Here is a 12,934-nt window from a genome sequence, read left to right as displayed (position 1 = left end):
CAAATTAAAATGTGTAAGGAAGCTGCTTAAAAGAACGAACGATGACAACTTTTTGTTTGCCGATTCGCCGTTCCGATATTTTCTTTATGTTCCCCGGATGTATCCATATGGCATCCATGCCGCATGAGGTTGCTCCTACAATGTCGTTGCGCCACGAATTACCGACCATGACGCTGTGGTTGGCTGTGGTGCCCATCGCCTTCATAGCCGCTTCAAAGATCGCCGGATGCGGCTTACGCGGCCCATCCTTCTCCGAACTGAACAAACGATCCTGGTCGATCCAGGACGTGAGCCTCAATTTCTGCAGATTGCTCTGCAGCCGCTTCCTGTTGCCGTTACTGATAATCGCAAGTTTGTAGGTTTTCGAAAGGGTCTCCAGCGTATCTTCAACGCCTGGGAAAAGAGCGACGAAGTTGTCTTCCTGCTCCTCGACTTGATCGAAAAATGAACGGGTAAACGCCGGATTAACGGTAACCGGAAATGGCTGCAGCGCTTTGCGCAAGCAAACATGGCGCAGTTCGTCTGGAGAGATCGGACTGCGAATGGGAGCTTTCCGGTGACGGCTCCATTCCAGCTTGTAGCTTTGCAGCGCATCTTGCGACGACCAGTTCTGATCGTCCGGCTCCCACCGCGCTGTATAATCGTTCATCACTTCCAGAAATGCCGAATCAAAGCACTGTCTGCGATCCAGGATCGTATTATTCATATCGAAAAAGATGACTTTTTTGCGTGTCGGGGAAAAAAAAGGGCTCATTTGGAGAACCTCCTTCTGAAGACCGCTTAGCCGATTATTTGCTTCCTTACATGTTTATGTGCGCATACGTTTTTTTATTTTTATTTCGTATGCTATGATGAAGAGAGTATGCGAAAAATCGGGGTGCGCACTTATGGATAAGCTCATTATTATTGATGGTAATTCTATCGCCAACAGAGCCTTTTATGCTTTACCGCTGCTCAGCAATTCCAGTGGATTGCATACGAATGCGGTTTACGGATTTACGACCATGCTGCTCAAATTAATTGAAGAAGAGAAACCGACACACTTTTTGGTCGCATTTGACGCCGGCAAAATTACATTCAGGCATAAAGAATACACCGAATACAAAGGCGGGAGAGCGAAGACGCCGCCAGAACTTTCGGAACAATTCCCGCTCATTAAGGAACTGCTGAAAGCGTTCCAAATTCCGCAGTTTGAACTGACTGGATATGAAGCGGATGATATTATCGGGACACTCACCAAAATCGCTGACGAGAAAGGCGAGAAAGTTCTGCTTGTCTCCGGAGACAAAGATATGCTGCAGCTGGCTTCCGACCATGTAACCGTAGCTATTACGCGTAAGGGTATTACGGAAGTAGAGCGGTACAATCCTGAGGAAATTAAGGAAAAATACGGACTTACCCCGAACCAGATCATCGATCTGAAAGGTTTGATGGGCGATACGTCGGACAACATCCCGGGTATCCCGGGTGTAGGCGAAAAAACAGCGCTCAAAATGCTTCATGAATTCGGCACTGTGGAGGAAGTACTCGCAAATTCGGCCAGTTTGAAAGGCAAAATGAAGGAAAAAGTCGAGGAACATGCCCAAGATGCGATCATGAGCAAGGAGCTGGCGACCATTTTCCGTGAAGTACCTATGGAAACCGAATGGTCTTCATTCCGCTACGATGGCTATGACGGACAAGCCTTAGCCGGTATGTTCCGTAAGCTTGAGTTCAAATCTCTGCTTGAAAAGATGGATTTCTCCGGAGGCGCTGCGGCCGAAGAGGAAACAGAGAGCCTTGAAGTTGAGATTGTTACGGCTTCCAGTGTAGAAAGGTCGCTCTCCGCGATGGGGGATTCTGCGCCGATACACGTAGAAATCATCGGAGAGAATCCGCATCATTCGGTTATAGCCGGCATTGCCGTATATTTGGATGCGGAGAGCAAGAGCCTCTACATGCCGTTTGAGCTGCTGATGAGCGAAGCGGGTGCGCCAGTCCGTGACTGGCTAAGCGACGCTTCGAAGAAGAAGCAGCTGTTCGACCAGCACCGTGCGGAGCTGGCGCTGGCCTGGCATGGCGTCCACCTCCGCGGTGTGGACTTCGACGTACTGCTGGCTGCTTATCTGCTCGATCCGACGGAATCGAATCTCACGCTCAGCGGCCTTTCGAGCAAATACGGCCTTCCGGGCATCAAGGCCGATGAAGAGGTTTTCGGCAAGGGCGCGAAGTTTCGCTTGCCGGAACTGCCTGCGCTTAGCGAGCACCTGGGCCGCAAAGCGCATTCGATCGCGCGCATCGTCCCGGTGCTGCGCGATGAGCTCGAGAAGGGCGAGATGCATCGCCTCTTCTACGAGCTGGAGCTGCCGCTCGCCGGCGTGCTCGCCGAGATGGAGCTGCGCGGCATCAAGGTGGACGCCGCCGACCTCAAGGCGTTCGGAGACGAGCTTGCGAAGCAGCTCGAAAGCATCATGACGCGCATCTACGACCTCGCGGGTCTGGAATTCAACATCAATTCGCCGAAGCAGCTCGGCGAGATTCTGTTCGAGAAACTGGGTCTTCCCGCATGGAAGAAGACCAAGACCGGCTACTCGACGGACGCCGAGGTGCTGGAGAAGCTGGCGCCCTATCACGAAGTCGTAGGGCAGATCCTGAACTACCGGCAATTGGCGAAGCTTCAGTCGACGTACGTGGAAGGGCTGCTTAAAGAGGTGCGGCCGGAGACGGGTAAGGTGCATACCTATTACCGTCAAACGATCGCCGCCACAGGCCGCCTCAGCAGCCAATACCCGAACCTCCAGAATATTCCGATCCGTCTGGAGGAGGGCCGCAAGATCCGCAAAGTGTTCGTTCCATCCGAGCCGGGATGGTACATTCTTGCCGCGGATTACTCGCAGATCGAGCTTCGCGTGCTGGCGCACATCTCGCAGGATGAGAAGCTGAAGGAGGCTTTCCTTCAGAATATGGACATTCATACCAAGACGGCAATGGACGTCTTTGGCGTGGCCGAGAGCGACGTCGACTCGAACATGCGTCGACAAGCGAAGGCCGTCAATTTCGGTATCGTTTACGGCATTAGCGACTACGGCTTGTCACAGAACTTGGACATTACCCGCAAGGAAGCCGCTGCCTTTATCGAGCAGTATTTTGCCGTCTTCCAAGGGGTTCGCAAATATATGGATGATATCGTCCAAGATGCTCGAAGAGACGGGTATGTCACGACGCTCCTGCAGCGACGCCGTTACCTGCCTGAAATTACGGCTTCAAACTTTAATCTGCGCTCGTTCGCAGAGCGGACAGCAATGAATACGCCGATTCAAGGCACGGCTGCGGACATTATCAAGCTCGCCATGGTGCAAATGGCTGAACGCCTGAAGCAAGGGCAGCTAAAAAGCCGCATGCTGCTGCAAGTACATGACGAACTTGTCTTCGAAGTGCCTGAAGAGGAGCTCGAAACGATGAAGCGTATCGTCCCTGAAGTCATGGCCGCAGCGCTCAAGCTGGACGTTCCGCTTCGTGCCGATGTGGACTACGGCCTTACCTGGTACGACGCTAAATAATAAGGATGTTTTATAAGACCACTTTGTCCACATCAGACGATAGTCTGATTGGCGAATAAACCTACCTCTAAACGCGGTCGTTCGTCTCTGATTGACCTCGATATAGGTTTATCTCATAACGATGTTTTCACAGGATGCTTATTCGGCATCGAATCTTGAACGAAATCCAGGAACTGCGGTACTCACGTAGTACCCCACTACGCTCCGTTCCTCGTTCTCTGGATTTCGTCCAACCTTCTCGGTTCTGAAAGCGGACTTTTAAAACTTTCATTGAAATTAAATATCCACAAATAAAACACAAGAGGTGATGTCCGGTGCCCGAACTACCTGAAGTCGAAACCGTCAAGCGCACCCTGAATATGCTCGTCACCGGCAAAACCATTGAGTATGTGCAGGTTAAACTGCCCCGCATCATTCAGAAGCCGGATGATATTCATCTCTTCGAGGTGCTGCTGCAAGGGCAGACCATTCGAACGATCGAGCGCAGGGGCAAATTCCTGCGTTTTGTGCTCGATGACTATGTGATGGTCTCGCATTTGCGCATGGAAGGCCGGTACGGATTGTACCAAGGCGATGATCCGGTGGAACGCCATACGCATGTCCTCTTCCGGTTCACCGATGGCACCGAACTCCGGTACAAGGATGTCCGGCAGTTCGGAACGATGCATTTGTTTCCCAAAGGCGATGAACTGACGCAGCCTCCCTTGCACAAGCTGGGTTTGGAGCCACTGGATGAAGCATTCACGTTCGAGGCGTTCAAAGAGCGGATTGCGAAACGTTCGACGAAGATAAAGCCGCTCCTGCTCAATCAAGAATATATCGTCGGCATCGGGAATATTTATGTAGACGAGTCCCTCTTTTTGTCTGGCATTCATCCCGAACGCGAAGCCTCATCGCTTACGCGCAAAGAACTTGAAGCTCTGCATGAAGCCATTGTTCGCACACTCCGGGGAGCGGTCGAAGTCGGCGGCTCCTCGATTAAATCATTTGTCAACGGTCAAGGTGAAATCGGCCTCTTTCAACATCAATTTAACATCTATGGACGTCAATCCGAGTCCTGCAAAAAATGTGGAAGCCAGATCTACAAGACGGTTGTAGGCGGAAGAGGGACACATATTTGCCCTGTATGCCAACCGCTCAAACGCAAGCGAGTACTGAAGAAATCCAAGAAGTAGGCACGCGAAGCCCGCCCTCCTCATAGGATATGGAGTACTAAGCCCAGGTTGTGTGTAGAACCTGGTGCATAACTCTTAGGAGGGGTTTTATGCTTCCTGCCGTTTCTTTGCTTATTCTCGCGTTTGCTGTCTCTTTGGACGGATTCGGTGTCGGTGTCATGTATGGCCTGCGCAAAATCCGAATTCCGTTCCTCTCCATCGGCATTATTTCGCTTTGGTCGGGAATTATTATATTTGCCTCCATGCAAATCGGAGTCTTGATGTCTTCATTCATGAGTCCGATGGTTGCCAAACGCATAGGCGCTTTGATTCTTATTGGGATCGGCATTTGGGCATTGGTGCAGATGAGGCAGCAAAAGGCTCATGAAGCCCAGGACATGGACGATTCCAAACAGACGGGCGAACTCCAGGTACATTCGCTGGATACGCTCCAGAGGACGAAAGAGATTTTGAATATCGAATTAAAACGATTCGGTCTTGTCATCCAAATTTTGCGGACGCCCTCCATTGCGGACGTGGACCGCTCGGGCAACATTTCGGCCTCTGAAGCTACGCTACTTGGCTTGGCGCTTTCATTAGATGCATTTGGTGCCGGCATAGGAGCTGCTCTGATTGGATTCGTTCCTTTATTGACGGCATCGGTTATTGCTTTATCCAGCGGTACGTTCATCGCCATCGGACTCCGCATCGGTTTCCGCTATGCGGAGATGAATTGGATGAAGAAGCTGTCGGTTCTTCCGGGATGTGTCTTGATTTTGATGGGTATTATGAAAATGTTCTAACGTAAGCTGACGATGATCGTTTTCCTGGCGGAAAACACGAAGGAGCTCCCCTTATGAATATCGGGTTAACTGGAGGTATCGCTTGCGGCAAAAGTACGGTAAGTGCTATGCTGGTCAGCCGCGGCGCCATATTAGTTGATGCGGACCAATTAGCCCGCGATGTTGTTGAGCCCGGCAGCCCTGTTCTGGAAAGGGTTGCTGGGCATTTTGGACAAGCGGTTCTACATCCGGATGGATCTTTGAACCGCAAAAAACTTGGCGAGATCGTCTTTGCAGATGCGTCAGCGCGCAAACAATTGGAAAATTTGCTTCATCCGCCGATCCGTGCGTTGATGCGAGCACAGATGGAAACGGCGGAGCGTGAACACCCGGAGAAATTGGTTGTTGTCGATGTGCCGCTGCTGTACGAATCCGGCCTCGTTGCGATGTTTCAAGAAGTAATGGTTGTATATGTACCTAGAGACGTGCAGCTCGCAAGACTTATTCAGCGTGACGGTCTAACAGAGGTGTCTGCACAGGAAAGGCTAGCCGCCCAAATGTCGATCGAAGAAAAGCGCGAGCTGGCCGATATTGTGATTGATAATAGTGGAACTAGGGAAGAGACAAGCCTATTGATCGACCAGTTTTGGATAAGGAAGGGGCTTTCATGACATTTTTTCGCAAGAAGCGGGTTTTCGCTCTTCTGCTGATCTGTTTTGTCCTGATCCTGTTCATGAATAGTACATTTATCGGAAGAAAACTGTATCCCATTTACTTCGAGAAGGAAATCCGCCAAAGCGCGGCGAAACATCATATAGACCCATTTTTGATTGCAGCCATTATTAGGGTTGAAACGAATTATAAGGTTCATTTGGAATCGCATAAAGGGGCTATCGGCCTCATGCAGCTTATGCCGGAAACGGCTGCGTGGATCGTGGAATCCGGCAATTTAGGGCCTCAATCACAGGAAGATTTGCGTAATGCGGAAGTCAACATCAACCTTGGTGCCTGGTATTTGAATTGGCTAACCAAACATTATAGCGGGAATTTGATTTATGCGATCGCCGCTTATAATGCCGGCCAGGGTAATGTGAATAAATGGAAGCAAAATGAAATTTGGGACGGTACAGAAGCCAATATCAGCCAAATTCCGTTTGGCGAGACGCGGCATTATGTACAGCGAGTGTTATATTATTATGAAAAGTATACGAAGCTGTATGGGGAGCAGTGGAATGATCAAGCTCGAGCCCAAAACAAAGAAGCATTGGACTAGCTCCTTAACGGAGCGTAAAGTCCAATACTTCTTGTTTGCAGAAATCAGAGGTTAGGATTCAAGATTACTTGAATTGACCAGCCAGGGATTGCTCTGCAATTTGCACCAGGCGACGAGTAATGTTACCACCGATTGCACCAGCATCACGAGTAGCCATATTACCCATGTATCCATCCTGAGGGATAGCGATACCCAGTTCTTGTGCTACCTCGTATTTCAACTGGTCCAACGCTGCATTAGCTTGAGGAACAACTAAAACATTGTTGCTGCGGGATTGTCCTGCGCCCATGTCTGTTCACCTCCTTGTCGTTGGTAACTGTATTATGTGCGTTTCTGTATGGATCATAACAAGTAACATCTGGTAATACGCCAGGAAAGAAAGGAGAGAAGAGAGCGAATGAGATGTCCGTTCTGTGACTATAACGGTACGAAAGTGCTCGATTCCCGATCTGCAAACGAAAACAAGTCGATTCGCCGCCGCCGAGAGTGCGAGAAATGCGCGCGCCGGTTCACGACATTCGAGATGGTGGAAGAAACACCGCTCATCGTGATTAAGAAGGACGGCAGTCGGGAAGAATTTAGTCGAGAGAAAGTACTGCGAGGTTTGATTCGTGCTTGCGAAAAACGACCCGTATCGATGGAGCGGCTGGAGGTCATTGTCTCAGAAGTGGAAATGCAGCTTCGCAACACCGCTCATGCGGAAGTAGACAGCTTGGCCATCGGCGAGCTCGTCATGGAGCAATTGTACCCGGTTGATGAAGTGGCTTACATTCGCTTTGCTTCGGTTTACCGGCAATTCAAGGATATTAACATGTTCTTGAAAGAATTAACGCAAATCTTAGGTAAAGATGATTCAGGTCCGATCCGAGACAAATAAATCGTCGCAATAAAAGCCGTCTTGCTCGTCATGGCAACGAGAAAGACGGCTTTTTAGTTTTGTTCTACATATACAAGGCACAAGGCCATGCACGGTGCGAAAACCCGTCAATCCTCCATCAACTCATCTGTAAAGATGAAAAATATCGTTAGCGACAACATCCCCACATGTGTGTTACGATGATAACCATCTTTCCATAGCATGCTCAAGAGCCTCTATGAAAAATCCTTGCATTTTTCAATTTATGGTGCTAATATCTATTTTAACGTTACTTGTATAAAGTAAGTGTTTACAACACAATTTCATAATTGAATCTTCGGGGCAGGGTGTAATTCCCTACCGGCGGTGAAGATACTTACGTGTATCTCAAGCCCGCGACTCCCGGCTCACAAGGCTGGGACTGACTTGGTGAAACTCCAAGGCCGACGGTTATAGTCCGGATGGGAGAAGGTGAAGAGCAGCTTGTTAAAAATAACATTTTTAACAGGTCTGTTTGTCAATGCCCCCGTTGAATGTCTAGCGGGGGCATTGTTTCTTTCAGAAGGTTCAATTCAAAACTTGTTTTGCAAAAGCAAAACACATTGGAGGTTTTTGAATTGGATAATGCAGTAAATTTTAAAAGCAAGAGTTTGGCAATGAAATCATCGCGAATCGCGGGAATGAACGGAATCTGGTATATTGCGCTTGGAGCTACGTTATGGGGACTGGATCCGTTATTCCGAATCCTGTTGCTTAAAAGCTTCACATCCGCTCAGATCGTCTTCATTGAGCATCTGTTACTAGCTTGTTATGCTCTGCCTGTATTGATTAAACACCGCCGAACCTTAACCGGCAAGCTAACGTTAGCCGTCATCGGGGCTCTGCTCTTCATCTCGTGGGGCGGCTCTGCCATTGCAACCATCTTATTTACTTCCGCTTTTGCCCATGGCAGTGCGAATGCAATCCTATTGCTTCAAAAGCTGCAGCCCTTATTCGCAATTATTTTAGCTAGATTGATGCTTAAAGAGGCTTTGCCTTCCAAGTTTTTTCTCTATATCCTTGCAGCTCTGTTAGGTACGTATTTGTTGACATTCGGTTTTGCATCACCTGCCCTTGGTTTCAAGAATTTGGGGACACTGAGCTGTTTGTTCTCGATTCTCGCAGCAAGCTTGTGGGGAGGATCTACGGTCATGGGGAAATTTCTGCTCCAGAAGAAATTGGATTTCCCAGTCGTCACTTCGCTGCGATTTTTGCTGGCGATCCCCCTATTGACCATTGTTCTTTTGGCCAGTGGTGACGCTTGGCAACTGAAAGGCACATCCGGCGGGCTTGCGTTGTTGGCCGTGAATCTGCTGTTTCAGGCGTTTTTTCCAGGGTTGCTGAGCATGCTGCTCTATTATAAAGGTTTATCATCGACGAAAGCTTTTTTTGCTACGTTGGCTGAACTTGCTTTCCCTGCAGTCGGTGTGCTGATTAATTGGATTGTATTCCACCAGCCTTTGACACTTGGACAACTGCTCGGATTTCTCCTTATCTGGTTCACCTTATGGTTGATGAGCCGCGGCAAGGGAGACGATTCGGCAACCGCTAGTCTGAAAAGTTCATAATTGTCTGCAAAAAATCCCTGTTTTGCTGCAGTAATGCAACAACAAGACAGGGATTTTTTCATTTATTTACAAAACGGATAAAATTCATTCGTTTATTAGCGAATCCTCCGTGGTATGCCTCTCCATCTGGAAAGCTTCATGTTGATTATCTTTTTCGATGAGTACTTTGTAGCCATGATCAATAAAAACGTCTGCAAATCTATATAATTCCTTCGAATCTTTGAAAGATAGCTCAATCGTTCTTTCGTCACTGTCAATGACGTAAATTCGGAACACCTGGCAACACCTCACAATGGGGGATTCAAGCCATACATTATATGCAGTTCCGGTAAGTTTATGAGCAAATCCCTGGCCAAGCTATGAAAAAAAGAAAAACTCCCTTTAACGGGAGTTAGTCATTTTCATGGCGATCTACGCCATTTAAGACACCTTGTATTTCGTTGTTAACATCAACTGAAAGTCTGGTTTTGAAATAATCTACTACAGCCTCAACGGCCTTCTCAGCTTGAAATTCTGATATACCCGCTTCACTTGCCACATGATCTCTAACGATGTGTTTCATTGTACAGCTCCTCCAGATTTTGAAATTATAACGACCTATAGTATTTGCCAATCGAGGAGGATTATTCAGCACAATTGAACAATTTGAGTCCTGTTTATGAGCGGGGGTTAGGTAGAGCAGTGCAGCATAGGTGGTTGTTATCCTTGATATTCACCATGTCAGAGACCTGTTTGTAACTGTCCACCTTACCTTCCTTGATACGTAGTTGGATAGTGATGCGGGTGCGGATATGGAACCGGATAAATGGCTATCGGATGATGGTGATGCGGATGATGCATATGCATATGATAATGGGGATGATACGGGTGCATATGGTGATAATGCGGGTGCATGTGGTGAGGATGAGGATGGTGTGGATGATAATAATGTGTTTGTGGGGAATAACTCATTGAATAATCGCCTCCAACGAAATGATACAACAACCTATGCATCTAAAAAGGAGATGGATGCTTGCCTTTACTGAATTGGGCTTAGTGTCCAACAAGCCGTTTCGATCGTCGCACCAGAGGAATAAATGAAAAAAAGAAGAGGTTTTCCCTCTTCTTACAAGATACATTTCGGAGAAGGAAACGAGATTACATTCCTAATCCTCGGATGTTCGATCCAAGTAAAGGCGAGTTACTGTAGTAGAGTCACCTTTCTCAATTTCCTCTTCGGTCGCTTTCTCTTCAAGTGGATCATGCATATTCATACCTGGTGCGATTGTTGGCTCATGCTTTTCGGGTTGTTCCAGCTCGGTCACTCCTTTACAAGAATTACAAGCTTATGTTGGAACATTTTTAGTTGATTTATTCAAAAGTATAAGGAGGATGCTCGTCAATCACTGTAGACGGAGATAGCGCGGTTTCTTCGTTTTGTTATAAGCTTAACTGTCGTGTGGATCATTATGGCCGTCATGAATGGAAGCGCCCAACAAGAAAAGGATCACAATAAGTACCCATATCACTTGGACCATAATAACCCCACCTTTTATATGATAAATCAAGCTTAACAGGATTCTTTGTTGGTTTCTGTCTGAAAATACACAAAAATGCAACAATTAGACGAATAATGTTTACTCAATAGGGTACGCAAAATGTTTGCAAAATTTGGGGCTAATGGATTTATTACGGTTTAAAAGTGCTATAATAAAAGGATTCGAGAGTCCAATCATTCCACGAGAGGGAAGGAGAAACATTCATGAATACAAAGCAATTGGATCGAATCCATACGGGAAAGGGCTTTATAGCAGCGTTAGACCAAAGTGGCGGAAGTACGCCTAAAGCTCTGCTGCAATACGGCATTAAAGAAAACAGATATTCCAATGAAGAAGAGATGTATGAATTGGTTCACGAGATGAGAACGCGTATTATAAAAAGTTCCGCCTTTGATTCTCGGTACATTTTGGGGGCGATCTTATTTGAGAACACAATGGATCGATTCATTGACGGGCAATTTACCGCCGATTATCTCTGGGAGAAGAAAGGCATCGTGCCTTTTCTGAAAGTCGATCAAGGACTCGCCGATCTTGAAGGCGGGGTTCAGCTAATGAAGCCGATCCCCGGCTTAAACGACCTTCTGAAGCGGGCGGCTGAGCGAAACATCTTCGGGACGAAAATGCGCTCGCTGATTAAGGAAGCCAATCCTGCCGGAATTAAAAAAGTCGTTGAGCAACAGTTTGCGATCGGTAACCAAATCGTAGAGATGGGACTGGTTCCGATTATTGAACCGGAAGTTGACATCTACAGCGCGGATAAGGCAACATCGGAAAAACTGCTAAAGGACGAAATTTTCGCTCAATTATCCAACCTGAGCAAAGACGTAAAGATCATGCTTAAACTTTCCATACCGACGGAAGAAAATTTCTACAGTGAATTAATGGAGGATCCGCATGTTGTACGGATTGTGGCTTTGTCAGGCGGTTACACGCAAGCGGAAGCCAACGAAAAGCTGGCGCATAATCACGGACTGATCGCCAGTTTCTCACGTGCCTTATCAGAGGGACTAACCGATGGACAAACCGACGATGAATTCAACGCGATGCTGGCCAAATCCATTCAGAACATTTATGAAGCTTCCATTATATAAAAGGTTCCTGCCGGGGTTCTCTCCCTGTGGCTCCTTAACAAAAAAATCCGCAAACCATGATGGTTGCGGATTCTTTCTTACGACCTACTTATTCGTAGTATCCTTCCGTTGATTTGCGGAATTGTTTGAATTGATTCGCATCATGCCCGAACCACACTTGGGAATTCGTTCGGGCAGCGAGCGTGCGGATTTTCTCAATCGCGTTCCGGTAGCCGATTGAATCGTATATAATGCCCGGCGGCTTGACGGGTGGACCATAACTCTCAGCCGTATAGATGGTATCGGAAGCAAGGATGATCCCGCCTGCTTCCGGCATTTCAATGTGCAAGCCTAACATGCCCCAAGCATGGCCGCTGCCAAAGTTAATAATCTTGATGCCTTCAGCCAGTTGTCTTCATTGCGTTTGACGGTCTGCCACTGCAAGTGGTTTTTGATCCAAGCATCAATGTCCGCCCAAACGTAGGCTCCTTCTTTATCGTTGCGTGCATAGCTTTGCAGCGTGCCGTTCAGCTCATCTTCATGGACGATAATCGTAGCATTCGTGAACATCTCCAGGCACCCGGCATGGTCCAGATGCAAATGAGAGGCAACGACGTACTTGATTTCCTCAGGTCTAACATGGAGCTGATCCAACCGGTTATGCAGGTAACATTCCTCGCTCGCCACCCAAGGGAACGCCTGCTGGGTGGATTCGGCCCATCGCCCTTCGACGCCCATCGAGTTCGGGTTGCAAGCCGTATCGAACAAAATTTTTCCTTCCGCATGATCGATCAATACCGTATAAATCGGAAATTCCACGAACTGTGTCGGTGCATTAGGATTACTGACCGTAGCGGGATTATGCATGGCGATCATCCAGTTTTTATCCATACTCATACGACCGTTATCCATTACATAGAGCTTAGGGCGGGCTTTAATAATATTCGGCATGTTCATTTCCTCCCATGAAATTATAGTTTTTGTCTGATTGCTGTTCATGTTCAACTTTGCCGGCTTATGAGGCGTTGTTGGCGTGCATAGCCTTCACTCCGTTTCTTGTGAGTGCACGGGCGAAACAAAAAATAAGAATCCACTCTTGGCATTGTGAAGGATCA

General features: G+C 47.7%; 12 protein-coding genes, 1 pseudogene and 1 riboswitch. Of the genes and pseudogenes, 9 read left to right on the top strand and 4 right to left on the bottom strand.

Going from position 1 to position 12,934, the window contains the following annotated elements:
* Window positions 1–4: 4 nt before the first annotated feature.
* Complete coding sequence (locus ACFQZT_RS31875; protein ID WP_379306922.1) at window positions 5–754, bottom strand: HAD family hydrolase; 750 nt, start codon at window positions 752–754, stop codon at window positions 5–7.
* A gap of 133 nt (window positions 755–887) precedes the next feature.
* Here ACFQZT_RS31875 and polA point away from each other — a divergent pair, with 133 nt between their 5' ends.
* The 5 genes from polA (at window position 888) to ACFQZT_RS31850 (ending at window position 6,748) form a co-directional block, all read left to right on the top strand.
* On the top strand, window positions 888–3,539 hold the full coding sequence (gene polA, locus ACFQZT_RS31870; protein WP_379306920.1) for a DNA polymerase I: 2,652 nt from the start codon (window positions 888–890) through the stop codon (window positions 3,537–3,539).
* 314 nt (window positions 3,540–3,853) lie between these two features.
* Window positions 3,854–4,714, top strand: coding sequence for a DNA-formamidopyrimidine glycosylase (mutM, locus tag ACFQZT_RS31865; RefSeq protein WP_379306918.1), 861 nt, complete (start codon window positions 3,854–3,856; stop codon window positions 4,712–4,714).
* Window positions 4,715–4,803: 89 nt separating this feature from the next.
* On the top strand, window positions 4,804–5,496 hold the full coding sequence (gene ytaF, locus ACFQZT_RS31860) for a sporulation membrane protein YtaF (RefSeq protein ID WP_379306916.1): 693 nt from the start codon (window positions 4,804–4,806) through the stop codon (window positions 5,494–5,496).
* Window positions 5,497–5,549: 53 nt separating this feature from the next.
* Window positions 5,550–6,146, top strand: a complete 597-nt coding sequence (gene coaE / locus ACFQZT_RS31855; protein ID WP_379306914.1) for a dephospho-CoA kinase — start codon at window positions 5,550–5,552, stop codon at window positions 6,144–6,146.
* On the top strand, window positions 6,143–6,748 hold the full coding sequence (locus ACFQZT_RS31850) for a lytic transglycosylase domain-containing protein (RefSeq protein WP_379306912.1): 606 nt from the start codon (window positions 6,143–6,145) through the stop codon (window positions 6,746–6,748). The genes coaE and ACFQZT_RS31850 overlap by 4 nt, the downstream gene beginning before the upstream one ends.
* A 64-nt stretch (window positions 6,749–6,812) precedes the next feature.
* Here the strand turns inward: ACFQZT_RS31850 and ACFQZT_RS31845 are convergent, their stop codons facing one another.
* On the bottom strand, window positions 6,813–7,037 hold the full coding sequence (locus ACFQZT_RS31845) for an alpha/beta-type small acid-soluble spore protein (RefSeq protein WP_379306910.1): 225 nt from the start codon (window positions 7,035–7,037) through the stop codon (window positions 6,813–6,815).
* 108 nt (window positions 7,038–7,145) lie between these two features.
* On the opposite strand from ACFQZT_RS31845, the gene nrdR reads away from it, so the two are divergent.
* Window positions 7,146–7,625 (top strand): transcriptional regulator NrdR, encoded by a 480-nt coding sequence (nrdR, locus tag ACFQZT_RS31840; protein ID WP_379306909.1) that lies wholly within the window; start codon window positions 7,146–7,148, stop codon window positions 7,623–7,625.
* Between the two features lie 308 nt (window positions 7,626–7,933).
* Window positions 7,934–8,081, top strand: a riboswitch (FMN riboswitch).
* Between the two features lie 179 nt (window positions 8,082–8,260).
* On the top strand, window positions 8,261–9,211 hold the full coding sequence (locus ACFQZT_RS31835; RefSeq protein WP_379307027.1) for a DMT family transporter: 951 nt from the start codon (window positions 8,261–8,263) through the stop codon (window positions 9,209–9,211).
* Between the two features lie 391 nt (window positions 9,212–9,602).
* Here ACFQZT_RS31835 and ACFQZT_RS31830 read toward each other — a convergent pair whose 3' ends face one another.
* The gene (locus ACFQZT_RS31830) at window positions 9,603–9,773 is read right to left on the bottom strand and encodes a hypothetical protein (RefSeq protein ID WP_379306907.1); all 171 of its coding nucleotides are present in this window, start codon (window positions 9,771–9,773) and stop codon (window positions 9,603–9,605) included.
* A gap of 229 nt (window positions 9,774–10,002) precedes the next feature.
* Between ACFQZT_RS31830 and ACFQZT_RS31825 the strand changes: the two genes are divergently transcribed.
* On the top strand, window positions 10,003–10,236 hold the full coding sequence (locus ACFQZT_RS31825; RefSeq protein ID WP_379306905.1) for a hypothetical protein: 234 nt from the start codon (window positions 10,003–10,005) through the stop codon (window positions 10,234–10,236).
* Between the two features lie 716 nt (window positions 10,237–10,952).
* A complete protein-coding gene (locus ACFQZT_RS31820) occupies window positions 10,953–11,840 on the top strand; it encodes a fructose bisphosphate aldolase (RefSeq protein ID WP_379306903.1) in 888 nt (295 codons plus the stop codon).
* A gap of 88 nt (window positions 11,841–11,928) precedes the next feature.
* Here ACFQZT_RS31820 and ahlS read toward each other — a convergent pair.
* Window positions 11,929–12,770, bottom strand: a pseudogene (gene ahlS, locus ACFQZT_RS31815) (AhlS family quorum-quenching N-acyl homoserine lactonase).
* Window positions 12,771–12,934 lie beyond the last annotated feature (164 nt).

Source organism: Paenibacillus sp. GCM10027628, assembly GCF_042676385.1.
GTDB lineage: Bacteria > Bacillota > Bacilli > Paenibacillales > NBRC-103111 > Paenibacillus_E.
This window is presented reverse-complemented; position numbering and strand designations above follow the sequence as displayed.

Excerpts from the sequence above, each read along its gene's own strand:
- ACFQZT_RS31830 (WP_379306907.1), bottom strand. The coding sequence starts at position 9,773 with ATGAAACACATCGTTAGAGATCATGTGGCAAGTGAAGCGGGTATATCA.
- nrdR (WP_379306909.1), top strand. The coding sequence starts at position 7,146 with ATGAGATGTCCGTTCTGTGACTATAACGGTACGAAAGTGCTCGATTCC.
- ACFQZT_RS31835 (WP_379307027.1), top strand. The coding sequence starts at position 8,261 with ATGAAATCATCGCGAATCGCGGGAATGAACGGAATCTGGTATATTGCG.
- ytaF (WP_379306916.1), top strand. The coding sequence starts at position 4,804 with ATGCTTCCTGCCGTTTCTTTGCTTATTCTCGCGTTTGCTGTCTCTTTG.
- ACFQZT_RS31825 (WP_379306905.1), top strand. The coding sequence starts at position 10,003 with ATGGAACCGGATAAATGGCTATCGGATGATGGTGATGCGGATGATGCA.
- ACFQZT_RS31845 (WP_379306910.1), bottom strand. The coding sequence starts at position 7,037 with ATGGGCGCAGGACAATCCCGCAGCAACAATGTTTTAGTTGTTCCTCAA.
- ACFQZT_RS31875 (WP_379306922.1), bottom strand. The coding sequence starts at position 754 with ATGAGCCCTTTTTTTTCCCCGACACGCAAAAAAGTCATCTTTTTCGAT.
- ACFQZT_RS31850 (WP_379306912.1), top strand. The coding sequence starts at position 6,143 with ATGACATTTTTTCGCAAGAAGCGGGTTTTCGCTCTTCTGCTGATCTGT.
- ACFQZT_RS31820 (WP_379306903.1), top strand. The coding sequence starts at position 10,953 with ATGAATACAAAGCAATTGGATCGAATCCATACGGGAAAGGGCTTTATA.
- coaE (WP_379306914.1), top strand. The coding sequence starts at position 5,550 with ATGAATATCGGGTTAACTGGAGGTATCGCTTGCGGCAAAAGTACGGTA.
- polA (WP_379306920.1), top strand. The coding sequence starts at position 888 with ATGGATAAGCTCATTATTATTGATGGTAATTCTATCGCCAACAGAGCC.